The organism is Nocardia sp. NPDC049190 (genome assembly GCF_040648115.1).
Classification (GTDB): Bacteria; Actinomycetota; Actinomycetes; order Mycobacteriales; family Mycobacteriaceae; genus Nocardia.
On sequence record NZ_JBEZDE010000003.1, the window covers coordinates 154,545 to 166,568 of the forward strand.

General features: G+C 64.7%; 14 protein-coding genes, 1 other RNA gene and 1 pseudogene. 12 read left to right on the forward strand and 4 right to left on the reverse strand.

Annotated features, from left to right (window positions below; all coding sequences use genetic code 11):
* Positions 1-272: 272 nt before the first annotated feature.
* Positions 273-1,532, reverse strand: a complete 1,260-nt coding sequence (locus tag AB0B25_RS04385) for an ABC transporter substrate-binding protein (RefSeq protein WP_357174518.1) — start codon at positions 1,530-1,532, stop codon at positions 273-275.
* A 50-nt stretch (positions 1,533-1,582) separates the two neighbouring features.
* A complete protein-coding gene (locus AB0B25_RS04390; protein WP_357174521.1) occupies positions 1,583-2,896 on the reverse strand; it encodes an ABC transporter substrate-binding protein in 1,314 nt (437 codons plus the stop codon).
* A gap of 811 nt (positions 2,897-3,707) precedes the next feature.
* Here AB0B25_RS04390 and ssrA point away from each other — a divergent pair.
* Positions 3,708-4,079, forward strand: a transfer-messenger RNA (tmRNA) gene (gene ssrA, locus AB0B25_RS04395).
* Positions 4,080-4,115: 36 nt separating this feature from the next.
* On the opposite strand, the gene AB0B25_RS04400 is transcribed toward ssrA, so the two are convergent.
* Both AB0B25_RS04400 and AB0B25_RS04405 read right to left on the reverse strand, forming a co-directional pair.
* A complete protein-coding gene (locus AB0B25_RS04400) occupies positions 4,116-5,285 on the reverse strand; it encodes a site-specific integrase (protein ID WP_357174524.1) in 1,170 nt (389 codons plus the stop codon).
* Positions 5,272-5,721, reverse strand: a complete 450-nt coding sequence (locus AB0B25_RS04405) for a helix-turn-helix transcriptional regulator (protein ID WP_357174527.1) — start codon at positions 5,719-5,721, stop codon at positions 5,272-5,274. Before AB0B25_RS04405 ends, AB0B25_RS04400 begins: the two co-directional genes overlap by 14 nt.
* 11 nt (positions 5,722-5,732) lie before the next feature.
* On the opposite strand from AB0B25_RS04405, the gene AB0B25_RS04410 reads away from it, so the two are divergent.
* The 11 genes and pseudogenes from AB0B25_RS04410 to AB0B25_RS04460 all read left to right on the forward strand — a co-directional run bounded on the left by AB0B25_RS04410 (position 5,733) and on the right by AB0B25_RS04460 (position 11,996).
* Positions 5,733-6,044 (forward strand): hypothetical protein, encoded by a 312-nt coding sequence (locus tag AB0B25_RS04410; protein ID WP_357174530.1) that lies wholly within the window; start codon positions 5,733-5,735, stop codon positions 6,042-6,044.
* Between the two features lie 200 nt (positions 6,045-6,244).
* The gene (locus tag AB0B25_RS04415) at positions 6,245-6,790 is read left to right on the forward strand and encodes a hypothetical protein (protein WP_357174533.1); all 546 of its coding nucleotides are present in this window, start codon (positions 6,245-6,247) and stop codon (positions 6,788-6,790) included.
* Positions 6,787-7,032 carry a DUF6011 domain-containing protein gene (locus tag AB0B25_RS04420; RefSeq protein WP_357174536.1) on the forward strand — a complete coding sequence of 82 codons (246 nt, stop codon included), beginning with the start codon at positions 6,787-6,789 and terminating at the stop codon, positions 7,030-7,032. The genes AB0B25_RS04415 and AB0B25_RS04420 overlap by 4 nt, the downstream gene beginning before the upstream one ends.
* The gene (locus AB0B25_RS04425; protein WP_357174539.1) at positions 7,029-9,065 is read left to right on the forward strand and encodes an AAA family ATPase; all 2,037 of its coding nucleotides are present in this window, start codon (positions 7,029-7,031) and stop codon (positions 9,063-9,065) included. Before AB0B25_RS04420 ends, AB0B25_RS04425 begins: the two co-directional genes overlap by 4 nt.
* Positions 9,066-9,096: 31 nt before the next feature.
* Positions 9,097-9,234, forward strand: a complete 138-nt coding sequence (locus AB0B25_RS04430; RefSeq protein ID WP_357174542.1) for a hypothetical protein — start codon at positions 9,097-9,099, stop codon at positions 9,232-9,234.
* Positions 9,235-9,288: 54 nt separating this feature from the next.
* Positions 9,289-9,432 (forward strand): annotated as a pseudogene (locus tag AB0B25_RS04435) (HNH endonuclease); the annotation flags it as partial.
* 22 nt (positions 9,433-9,454) lie between these two features.
* A complete protein-coding gene (locus tag AB0B25_RS04440; RefSeq protein ID WP_357175035.1) occupies positions 9,455-9,592 on the forward strand; it encodes a hypothetical protein in 138 nt (45 codons plus the stop codon).
* A 181-nt stretch (positions 9,593-9,773) separates the two neighbouring features.
* The gene (locus AB0B25_RS04445; protein ID WP_357174545.1) at positions 9,774-9,980 is read left to right on the forward strand and encodes a hypothetical protein; all 207 of its coding nucleotides are present in this window, start codon (positions 9,774-9,776) and stop codon (positions 9,978-9,980) included.
* A complete protein-coding gene (locus AB0B25_RS04450; RefSeq protein WP_357174548.1) occupies positions 9,977-10,456 on the forward strand; it encodes a hypothetical protein in 480 nt (159 codons plus the stop codon). Before AB0B25_RS04445 ends, AB0B25_RS04450 begins: the two co-directional genes overlap by 4 nt.
* A 128-nt stretch (positions 10,457-10,584) precedes the next feature.
* On the forward strand, positions 10,585-11,427 hold the full coding sequence (locus AB0B25_RS04455; RefSeq protein ID WP_357174551.1) for a phage major capsid protein: 843 nt from the start codon (positions 10,585-10,587) through the stop codon (positions 11,425-11,427).
* A complete protein-coding gene (locus AB0B25_RS04460; RefSeq protein WP_357174554.1) occupies positions 11,427-11,996 on the forward strand; it encodes a hypothetical protein in 570 nt (189 codons plus the stop codon). Before AB0B25_RS04455 ends, AB0B25_RS04460 begins: the two co-directional genes overlap by 1 nt.
* Positions 11,997-12,024 lie beyond the last annotated feature (28 nt).

The window sequence follows — 12,024 nt, forward strand, 5'->3', positions numbered from 1 at the left end:
GCGTTGTCGTCGTGCGCGAGACCTCGTCGGATACCGGTTGGTAGCCGCTGGTGTTCGGCCCCGGAGCGTTCGGCCGATCGTGAGGTGGGCCGCTGCGGTTGGCTGTTTCCGCTGCGGTTCTCTGTTCACTGCTGTCGCCGAATGTGATCGGCCAGTGGTACCCCGGCGGCGACGTGCGGCCGGCGACGGTGCTGCTCGGCGTTAGGTTCTTCGTCAGCAGCGGATCGTGCTGACCGCGGTCGTGCTCGTCGCCACGGCCGGAAGCGACCGAATCATCGGGTACACGGTTCGTGCAGGGAGATCCGCTGCAGCGTAGGGCTGCGGTAGTCGGCGGCCACCGTGCGCGAACCGAGCGACGTGGTCGCATCGGGGACGTTGATCACCGCGCGCTGCGCCGCGATGTCGGGTTCGTCGCGTCCATAGCTCTGCGGAGCCGCCATTCCTTCGGAATCCACGGTGAGCCCGGCGAGTAACTTGCGCAAGGTCGTCCGGTCGAGTTCGCCCGACTCGGCCGCCTTGGTCAGCAATGCCTTCATCGGATATGACATGGCCCAGCCGATGTTGTAACCGAAGTCGGTCGGTTCGGTCGGTGCCGCGGCCCTGGCGCGCTGGGCTCCGGTGCTGTTTCCGTCCCAGCCGTCGAACGGCGACGTGTAGTTGTACATCGTGGTGAGCGCGCGGGCGGCAGACGTATCGAGCAGCGAACTGTTCCAGGTCGGCGTCGACCCGAGAAAACGGCCGGTGTAGCCGGATTTCGCGAGTTCGCCCACGATCTCGGCGGTTTCGGTGGGGCCGGTGGCCAGCAGGACGAGATCCGGTGGGTCGGCCAGGATTTCGGCGATCGGTATGTCTTGATTGCCGACCTCGGCGTCGGGACCGGTGTCGATGCGCGCGGTGATCGTCGCGCCGTTGTCCAAGGCCCACCTGAGCGCGCCACTGGCATAGTCGCCGCCGTAATTGCCGCGGTAGGCGACCACGCCGAGCGTACGTGGTCGATAGTAGTTCTGTGCGAACCAGTCCAGACCAAGGACCGCTTCGGTGCAGTAGGAGAAACCTTCGTCCAGGACGAGACCGCGATCGGTGGATCGATATTGCCAGCCTGACCAGAGTGTGCCCGCGCCGGTGATTAGGTTCGCCTCGTCCATCTGGGCCAGGACCGCGAGCGTCTGCGCGGTACCGAAACTCATCGCGAGCGCGAGCACGTGCGGCGCGACGTTCCCGAATTCGGTGATGTGCCTGCGTGGATCGTAGGCGGTGTCGCGGGTGTAGGTCGCGATGTCGATCTCGTAGCCGCCGATTCCACCCTGCTTGTTCACCTCGTTCCAGAAAGCGAGTTGCCCCTCTTGCAGTGATTTCCCGAGTGGGGCAAAGGGTCCGTTGTTCAGATCGGATAGGACGCCGAGGTAGAGGCAGCCCTTGTTTCGGTCGACCGCGTTCGGGCACGGATGGTGGGTGACGCCGGGCGTCGCCGCGGGCGTCGACATCGAGCAGGCGCCCGTCGACACGAGCCCGAGGACGAGCAGAACGGTCACGATGCGACGTAGCCGATGACGGCTACTGGATAATCCCATGTCTCGCTCTCTTACGGCTGCACGCAGGGCTCGGTGAGGGTGATGCGTTCCTGAGTCGGGCCGTGATAGTCGGTCACCAGGGTCCTGGCCCCCAGCGGCGCGGTCTGATCGGGCATCTCGATAATTGCCCGCTGGCGGGACAGGTCGGGCGTGGGTGCGCCGTAGACATATTCGGGTATCGAACCGTCGTAGTCGACACGCAGGCCGTTCACCGCTTCGCGCAGACCCTTGCGGCTCACCTTGTTTTCGATCACGGCTCTGGTCAGTACCGCCTTCATCGGGTAGGAGAACATCCAGCCTGCGCTGTACCCCCAGGTCGATGGCTCCAGGGTCGCCGAAGCACGCGCTTTCTTGGCTCCCGCGCTGGTGCCGTCCCATCCGTCCAGCGGCGAGGTCATGGTGTACCGCGTCGTGATCGTACTGGCCGCAGGGCTTTTCAGCAGACCACCGTTGTAGGTCGGGCCGGAGCCGAGGAACCGTCCGCGGTAGCCGGCCAGTGCTGCCTTGCCCATGATCTCGCCCGCCTCCGCCGGGCCTGTGGCCAGCATGACGAGATCCGCTCCCGCGGACAGGACCTTGGCGACCGCGGCATCCTGGTTGCCGACCTGTGTGTTCGGTTCGGTCTCGATCTGAGCCACCAGGTCGACTCGGTTGGCCGAGGCCCACTTCTTCGCACCGGTCGAGTAGTCGCCGCCGTAGTCGCCCTCGTAGCTGACAGTGGCGATCGAGTCCGGCGTCTGCGTGTTCTCGGAAATCCAGTCCAAGCCGATGATCGCCTCGGAACAATAGGAGTAGCCGGATTCCAGCAGCAGGCCTTTGTCGCTGTTCTCGAATTGCCATCCCGACCAGAGGGTTCCGGCGACGGCTATCATGTTCGCCGCGTCCATCTGGTCGAGCACCTGCTGGGTCTGCACCGTGCCGAAACTCATCGCGAGTGCTAGCACGTGCGGCTCGATGCGCTGATACGCCTCAGCGTGCTTCCGCAGCTCGTAAGCGGTGTCCTCGGTGTAACTTGCGATGTCGACCTCGTATTTGCCGCCGATTCCGCCGGCTTCGTTCACGGACTTCCAGAATGCCAACTGGCCGTTGTTGATGTCCTTGCCCAGCGCGGCGAACGGTCCACGCGTCAGATCGGACAGTACGCCGAGGTAGATACAGCCCTTGGTGGAGTCGACAGCGTTCGGGCAGGGTTCGGACGTGACGCCTGGATCGGCTCGCGCGGAATCGCCTCGCACGGAGGAACAACCGGTGAGGATTACCAGGCCGGTGATCATGGTGAGTGCGGACAGGCGCAGCAACCTGTCCCGAACGGTGGTTACTGCCACAGTGTTTCCTTAGTCCGATATCGAGACCCGCTGCTCAGAGCCGAGCGCACGGCTCGTGCAGTGTAAGTCGCTCCGGTGTCCGGCTGTGGAAGTCGTGTGCCAGCATCCGGGAAGACCGGCCTACTTCCGAGTCCGACGGAGCAGCTGACCACCGCAGACGGCGTGGGTGAGAGAGTTCGACGACCTCGAAAAACACTGGGGGGCTTCATGGTCAGCTCGTGGAGGGCCGGGCCGGGCGTTGGCCGCGGCGCTGACCGCCGGTCAGGGATGTCGTGACAGACCTGCACGAGCACGGCAGGGATGTTCGCGGTGGTGGCGATATCGCGCGGCAGTTCGCGGCCGGCCGTACTCACGGCTGATGGGATTGCGCACCCGAAGGTGCCGTCGGGTCGGCAGGCACGCTCGCGGCTGTGTACCGGACCGCACCGGTTACACCGAGGTCCGGTTCACCGCTCAGTCGAGAGATCACTGTCATCTACGTGCGCGACGGTGCGCTGTTCGTGACTCGCGCTCGGCCGCTCGACGGACTCGGTCCAGTCATAGCGAGCGCAGAAAGTAGCCGATCGTCCAGATCGGCGACGGCTCGTGCCCTCGTGGAATACGGATCGACATTGCGCGGTCAGGATGGTCCAGAGCCCGTCTCGGTCCCCGCCGAAGGGCCGTCGGTGGCGGTAGGAACGTGCCCTGCGTCGGACGGTGGTCAGGCGTGGAAGGTTGCTTGTCAGGTGACGTCCGACACCGCCGAATAATGGGATGATCCCGGATCTGGGCGATGTTAGTATGAACAGCCCGGCACGGTGCCGGGGCGTACGGGGCTGAACGGTTTCGACTGCGTACGTAGATTTAGGGGAAGCGTGTCGGTGCAGGCAAGAGACCACCGTAAGCGTCGCTGCAACCAATTAAGCGCCGATTCCAATCAGCGCGAGTACGCCCTCGCTGCCTAAGTAGCAGGTCGTCTCTGTCAGTCCGGGTTCGTCCCTCGACCCGGGTACTGGCATCAGCTAGAGGGACTTACCGTCCGGGTCGGTCGCGGGCCAGGGCGGAACATCGAACAGCGACTGGGATCGTCATCCGAGCTTGTTCGCGAGACCCGGAGATCCGAGTAGAGACCCAGCGGACTGCACACGGAGAAGCCCTGAAGACGCGGCGGAGGACCCGGGTTCGATTCCCGGCAGCTCCACGACAGGCCCCTCACTTGCATCGCAGGTGAGGGGCCTTTTTATGCCGCTTCGGCGGTATCTTCCGGGGCTGTGCCCACATTTTGCCCACACTTCCCAGAGGCAGCGCGGAGGCCTTCGCTCATCCGCTCGGCCACGTCGTCCAAGTCGTCCTCGAACAGGTGTCCGTAGTTGTCGAGCGTCATCGTGGCCGTCTTGTGCCCGAGCTGGCGTTGCACTGTCTTCACGTGTGCACCGCTGGCGATCATCAGCGACGCGGCAGTGTGCCTCAACTGATGCGCAGTCACCCGAGGGAACGTCGCCGGTCCAGTCGGGTTGCCGTCGTCGTCGATCGGTATCGACGCCTTGATACAGCGGCGGACAGCGCCCCCGAACCAGTGCGTCGTCGTCGGTGGGCGCAGGGGTTCCCCGTCCGGCCGCGACCACAGCAGGGCCTCGTGGTCCGTCTGCGCGGCCACCACCGGGCACAGCATCTCGGCTATCTCGCCCGGTATCGCGACGGTCCGAATCTCCCACGTCTTCGGCGAGCCGATCACGCTACGCGAGTTCACCTTGGACGCGGACCGGATTACGCGAATCCGTCGCCGGTCCAAGTCGACGTCACGCGGCCGTAGGGCTGCCATCTCGCCCCATCGCAAGCCGCTGTAGGCGAGCAGCATCACGATTTGCGGGTGCTTCGCTTCCGCGGCGAGCGCGGCCACCTGGTCGTGCGTGAGGTAGTTGTGTTCGACCAATTGCCGGCGGGGCAGCGGCATGCCCGCAGCCACGTTCGCTGGTACGCGCTTCTCCTCCACTGCCTCATCAAGGATCATCGAGAAGACTGCATGGATGTCCGCGACGGTGGACGGCGCCCGCTGGATACTGGCGATCCAGTCCCGCACCTCAGGTCGTTCGATGGACATGAGCTGTCGCGCTCCCCACTGGGGTTCGACATGCACGCGCCAGATGGAATCGACACGTTCCGCCCATGACGGTTTGATGTGCACTTGCCGAGCTATCCACTTCGGCCCGAGCTCGCCAACCGTCATGCGCCCCAGCGATGGGGAGATATAGGTGCCTTCCATCTTCTTGACCTCGACGGTGTTCGCGAACCGCTCGGCGTCGAGCTTGCGCTTGAACCCGCGCTTGTCCGTCTGCTTGCCGTCCGGCTTCCGATATCTGACGCGGTATCGCTTCCCGGACTTGGTCTCGTAGCTCTCAATCGTCGCCATCGGTGGACGCCCCCTGTCTCGTAATTGCGTCCGACACCGCCCATTTCGGTCGAGACCGGATCATGAATTGGAACTGCCGCTGGGGATCGTCGTACGCGCAGGGGAGGGCATCTCCACGCAGCCATTGAAATATGTGCTCGGCAGTATCCGAGTGTGCGGTGGTGCTTACCCGCTCGGTTCGGTCGGCGGAGTCCGGCATCAATAGCGTGAGTGGGGATATTTCCAGCGCGGCCGCCAGGCTGACCAAATCGTCTGCGTCTATTCGGCGTTCGCCTTTCTCGATTCGGGAGAGGCCCAGTACGGGAATCGGCCGGCCGAGGTCGTCGAGGCGGCGTGCCAGATCGGCGAATCCGAGGTTGAGCCGTTCTCGGTGCGCCTTGACGTTCCCGCGCACCGTCTCACCGGTAGCGCCGAGTGGGTTCCGTTTCTCTGCCATGACCACTGAGGATGGCCTATCAAAATGATTCCGTCAACCATCGTCTTGACTCCGCAGAGTTCGGTGTGCATCATCATAAGCGAATCGACGATCGTGTCGATCGGCAACGCCATCATTTTGATAGGAGATCGATGGGTGAAGACAGGATGGCCACATCCGCCGACGTGGCGAAGTTTCTGAGGACGACCACCGCGCGGCTGGCAAACGACCGCTACCACCGCCGAGGCATCCCGTACGTGAAGTTCGGGGCTTCGGTTCGCTACAAGTGGCGCGACGTTCACGACTGGATCGAGCAGAACACCGAACGGCCAGGTGCAGCCTGATGCTCGATTCACTGCCCCGAAACGGGGGCGACCCGGCGAGCGGGTGGAGCCGCTGCCGGGCCATCGAAACCAATCCACACCAGAGGAGTAGTTCCATGTCCACGTTAGACCACGCCACCCCGTTCGGAGCCGGTGACCGGGTACGTGCTGCCGTCCTCGATCACAAGCGGCAACCGACCGGTGCCTACCGGTGCGGCGTCGTGATCGACGGCGACCGCGCGGACGGCTACGTGTCGGTGAAGTTCGAGGATATCGGCTTACCGGTGGTTGTTGACCCGCTCGATCTGGCGGCCCCCGACGACGGTGTTGATCGCGACGACAAGAACAACCAGTGGATCGACCTGCACTGCGCAAGCTGCGGCGCGATCGTGGGCACCATTCCCGCGCCGGCGCCTACAGTGCCGATCCGGTGCCAGCAGTGTCGGCGTGCCCCCGGCTGCGCGAGCTGGTGCCCCGAAGGAGACGGCCACGGCCGCGAGCTGTTCGACGCGGACCGAACCTGCTACGGCCGAGAGCAGGTCGTCCCGATGACGATTGAACCGTCGCCAGGCCTCGGCATGATCGCCAACATCGAGGTTTCCCCCCTGCGACGATTCGGCGGCCGAGACAGCGTGTACCTCCTGGCTAACCAGCGCCACGGAAGCAGCGACATGGACCTCACGGCGACCGAGGCTCGGCAGGTGGCTGCCCTTCTGCTCGAGGTCGCCGAGCAGGTCGAGAACGAGCAGGGCGGTGATCGCCGTTGACCCAGATCAACGAGTCTCGAGGCGTGGCCTATCCGGTCACGCCTTCGGGCGTCCCCGCAACGGAACTGTACGAGGACAAGTTGGATGCGGCGGTTCTTGCCGCTGCTCGTGCGCGTGGATTCCGGCTTGCGGTCCGCTGTCAGCGCTGCGGGCAATGGGTCGTTGCTGCGGAGTCCGTTGCGTTGCATCTCGGTCCGGTATGCCGTCGCAAGGTCACGATCGAGAAGGGAGCTGCGGCATGACCGATGCCTATGAACGCCTGGTGGAAGCGCTTCGTGATCACGGCTGCACCGTCGACGACAAGGGCGATCACGGCTCAGCGTCTACACCGGGCCACAGTTCCCAGGACCGGGGTACGACATTCCGCAAGACCGAGGATGGTGCGGTCGTCTACTGCCACAACGGCGACACCGAACAGGTCCTAGCCGACCTCGGCCTGAGCAAGGCGGATCTGTTCGACTCCCCGAGGCCCCGCTACCAGTACCCGGACGGCCGGATCGTGGAACGCCGATACCGTGACGACGGCCGTAAGACGTTCCAGCAGTTCGGGAATAAGACCGGCACCGCGCTGTTCGGGTCCGATCGGCTGCCGGATAACCGCGGTGTGCCGGTACTGGTCGTCGAGGGCGAAAAAGACGTGATCGCCGCCGAGGCAATCGGCGCATTCGCAGTCAGCCAAGCCCAGGGCGCGAATACGCCGCCGGGCAAAGCGGATTGGTCCTCGCTGCGTGGCCGCCCGGTGCTCGTCGTCGCCGACAAGGATGATCCAGGTCGTGATCGCGCCGAGAAGGTAGCCGGACATCTGGCGGGCATCGCCGCGCGGGTGACAGTGGCTCAGGCGAAGAGCGGCAATGATCTGGCCGACCATGTTGCCGCCGGTCATGATGTGGGTGATCTGGTGGTCCTCGCCGAGGTCCGTCCGGCCCGCCGGTTGAAGGTCACCCGCGGGTCGGAGGTCACTACCAAGCGCATTCGGTGGGTGGATCCCGACTGGATGCCGGCCGGTTCGCTGGTCCTGCTGGCCGGTCGTGAGGGGCTTGGCAAGTCCACCATCGCTGTCGAGAAGTGCGCTCGTGTGACGCGCGGACAGTTGGAAGGGGAATGGTTTGGGCAACCGCGGACTGTGCTGTACCTGCATACCGAGGACGCCCGGGAATTCACTGTGGCGCCGCGGTTGCGTGCTGCGGGTGCCGATATGGACCGGGTGCTTTTCGTGGACGTGCAGACCGACCACAGCGACACCGGCACGCTGATATTGCCGGCCGATGTCGACGCGCTCGAGGTACTGGTGGCAGAGCATGAGGTGTCGTTCATCGTGCTCGATGCTGCCACGTCGGCTATGTCGTCGGAGCTGTCCGGTAAGGACGATCGGCAGGTTCGTCAGTTCCTTGAGCCGCTGGCCCAGCTCGCCGCGCGCCGTGACTGCGTGATTCTCGGGTTGGCCCATTTCGGGAAACGCGACGGCAACGACACCGGCAAGCTGATCCTCGGGTCTATCGCGTGGTCTCAGGTCGCGCGGTCGGTGCTGTCGGTCGCCAAGGATGAGGAGACCGGCAATCTGATCGTCACGAACACCAAGGCGAATTTGGCGCCGCGGGTGCGGTCCATGGAAGCGGTGATCGAATCTGCGACCATCCCGACCGACGACGGTACGGCCGAAGTCGGGGTGCTGCGGTGGCTCGGCGAATCCGAGCGTGACGCTCGGGAATTGCTCGCCGGTGACGGCGCCCCGGATGCCGAAGAGCGCACGGCCGCCGAGGCATGGCTCGAGGACTACCTCACCGAGAATGGTCGTTCTCCCGCGAAGTCGGTCAAGGCCGATGCCCGCAAGGAGGGCCTGTCGGAGGCAACCGTCAAGCGCGCCGCGAAGTCTCTGGGCGTCGTCTACGACGTGGCTGGCTTCCCCCGGACTTCCCATTGGTCACTGCCTATGCAGTCAGCTCAGTCGGATCTCGACACACATACACGTGAGCTGAATGAGCCCACTGAGCCAACTGGGCGTGACCAGCGGAAACACCGTGAGCCGACTGAGCCGAAATTCCAGTCGGCTCACGCTCCCGTGAATGAGCCCACTGGTGAACCGACTGAGTCCTTGTCACCCGTCCGCACCCTGGGTCTGGACACCTTCGGACAGCATCCCACCGGAAACACAGCAAAACCGGGTGACGCGTGCGCGGTGTGCGGCAACAGCATCGGCTATGGCGGGCTCGCCACCGGACTATGCCGACGCTGCCAGGACTCGACCACGGTCACGCTCGACGAGGGCGCGGCGTGAGGCGAAGAACACGAGCAGGAAGGAAGTAACCATGTTCTCTCGATACCCAGAGGTGCGGCTCAGTCCGCGCAACGACCTCGCCGACTCCGAAGCACCCCGCGACGACGAGAAGACCGAGCGGAAACGAGGCGACGAGCAGCAGGTTCACCCGTTCTGTCGAGGCGGATAGCAGCGATCGTGGTGAGCACCGAGCGCGAACAGGAAAGAAGGAGCCATGTCCGACATGACCAAGCGCAGCACCACCAACCGCAACCGGCATCGGGCCTACATACGCCGCACCAATCCACCGTGCGGCCTGTGCGGGCAAGAAATCGACTACACGTTGCCTCACCTCGACCCGGGCTCGTTCGTAGTCGACCACATCATCCCGATCGCGAAAGGAGGTACAGATGAGCTCGCCAACAAACAGGCAGCTCATCGAATACCGACTCTGCAATGCCCAGAAGTACGACAAGGTCGCCAGCGAGACCGCCAAGAGTGCCGTGCCGACCGCGCCGCGAACGTATGTCACCTGGCGCACTTGGTGACCACCTGGGGGGCGTCTCCGCATGGCGGCCCGGCGCCATCTCCGACCTAGGCAAGCCCTTCCCATTCATTTTTTTCCACGGGGGGAGGGGGGGTTCGGGGAGGAGGGCTTGCCTAGGTCGGAGACGGCAGACAGAGGCAAAGGGAGCCGTCCCCCAGGTCAATCGAGAGAGGAACACGCCGATGAGCGCTGAGCAAGACATCAACGATGGCCTACCCGAGTACCACCGCGCCCCACCGGACGTCGTGCCGCTGCGCAAGCTGCCTGTCGACGACATCCCGGTCGGCACGGTCGAAGTCGTCCACTACGAGATGACTGCCGACGGCATCGAGCGAGTCACCGAACACACCTACGTCACAGCACCGTTCACAGGAAAGGACACACCATGACCGACACCACCCCGACCGCCGAGGCGACCGAACAGACCGACCCGACGACCGAGCAGCACCAGGCCCCCGACACGGAGGCGGCAGAAACCGACGCGGAGCACCAGACCGGCAACCGGGAAGCAGCGAAGTACCGGCGCCAGCTCCGCGACACGGAAGCAGAACGCGACAGCCTGCGCGAGCGCGTCACCACCTACGAGCGCGCCGAGGTCGAACGACTCGTAGCCGACCATCTGGCCGACCCCGCGGACCTGTGGGTGTCCGGTGTCGAACTCGACGCGCTGCGCGGTAAGGATGGCGCGATAGACCAGGACAAGGTGAAAACGGCAGTGGCCGAACTGCTCGAGCAGCGTCCGCACTGGCAGAAGCGGCTCAAGCCACTCGCCCCGCCGGCCAGCCTCGTCTCCGGTGCGACGGGCACGTCTGACCGACTCGGCACGTCGTGGTCGGATGCCTTCTCCCGATCGCGTGGCGACTAGCATGTGAGGTGAACGGTCCAGTCAGGCCAGGTTGCCGAGGACCGTTCACGCTCGCCCCAGCGGGGCACCCGTAAGCGGCTTGTAGCCCACGGATTCCCCTGTCCCGCTACATGATTGCGAGCATCCCAATGCCTCTCTACACATCAGCGTCCGGTATCGGTGGTCTGCTGCCACAGCAGATTCACCAGCTCATCGTCCAGCCCGTCGAGCGCGAGTCCGTCGCATTCCAAGTCACGAGCGTGCTGTCCACCGACACGAACACCAGCAAGTTCCCGATCGTCACCGAAGACCCGGCCGCAGCCTGGACACCGGAAGGTCAGGAAATCACCCCGGACGATCAGGAATTCGACGAACTCGAGGTAACGCCGAAGAAGGTCGCCGCGCTGACCATCGTCTCGAACGAGCTGGCCGCAGATTCCAACCCCGCCGCACTCAACATCGTGGGCGCCGGTCTGGTCCGCAGCCTCACAGCCAAGCTCGACGCAGCGTTCTTCGCCATGACAACGGTCAACGGTCCGGCCGGCATCGGCTCCACCACACACCAGTTGGTCGACACCAGCGGCGGTATCACCAACACTGATCCGTTCGCCGAGGCGATCAGCAAGGCCGAGAACGTCGGCGCCAGGATCACCAGCTTCGTCGCTTCCCCGACAACCGCACTGGCCCTGGCCAAGCTCAAGGAAATCACCGGCAGTAACCGGCCGCTACTGGGACCGGACCCGTCCATGCCGGGAGCGCGGACAGTACTTGGCGTGCCGCTACTGGTCTCGCCCTACGTCACAAACGGTGACATCTGGGCGATCCCGCGGGACTTCACGTACACCGTCCTGCGCAACGACACCACGCTGAGGATCAGCGAGGACGCTTATTTCTCGAGTGACCGGGTGGGTGTGCGTGCCACAATGCGCGTCGCGTTCGGGTTCCCGCACCCGGCCGCGGTCGTCCGTCTCGGTGAACCGGACGAGAGCTGATGACCGCGGCTGTCGATCAGGACGAATTCGCCGCGCGGGCATCCCTGCCTGATGTGGTGCACGGCTACCGCTTCGACGGTATCCGGCCTAACGGCACGATCGGTTTCTACGGTGGACCCGAGGCGGTAGCGCAGCCACGCATCGGCGACCGACCGAAAGAAGACCGAGCACGCTGGACGCCTGCGGCATTTTGTGTGAGGCATAGGCACATTGCGCCGGATTGGGATTGCTGGTGCGGGTGGCACATGGTTGCCGACTTCACCGAGCTGTCCGGATACAAGACGGAAGGGCTCGGGTTCGACGTGGTGCGCGGTCGCGACGACATCACGGCTCGGCCTGTCATTGCTGAGGTGACCGCGCGAGGGCCGAAGCTGCCCGGTGTCAACCTCAACGATCCGCCGTCGACGGTCCGCGCGACATGGCTACGCCTCGAGGGCCGTATCTGGATCCACGAAAGCGTCTCACGTCCGATCGTGCGCGCGGCACGTCGGCGGTACTCGTACGCCCGGATCGAGAGGTACGGCAGCGTCGCCGAGCTGGCGACCGCTGTCGAGGCCGGCGAGAACTGACCGTGACACAGCGCGACCCCAGGGACAC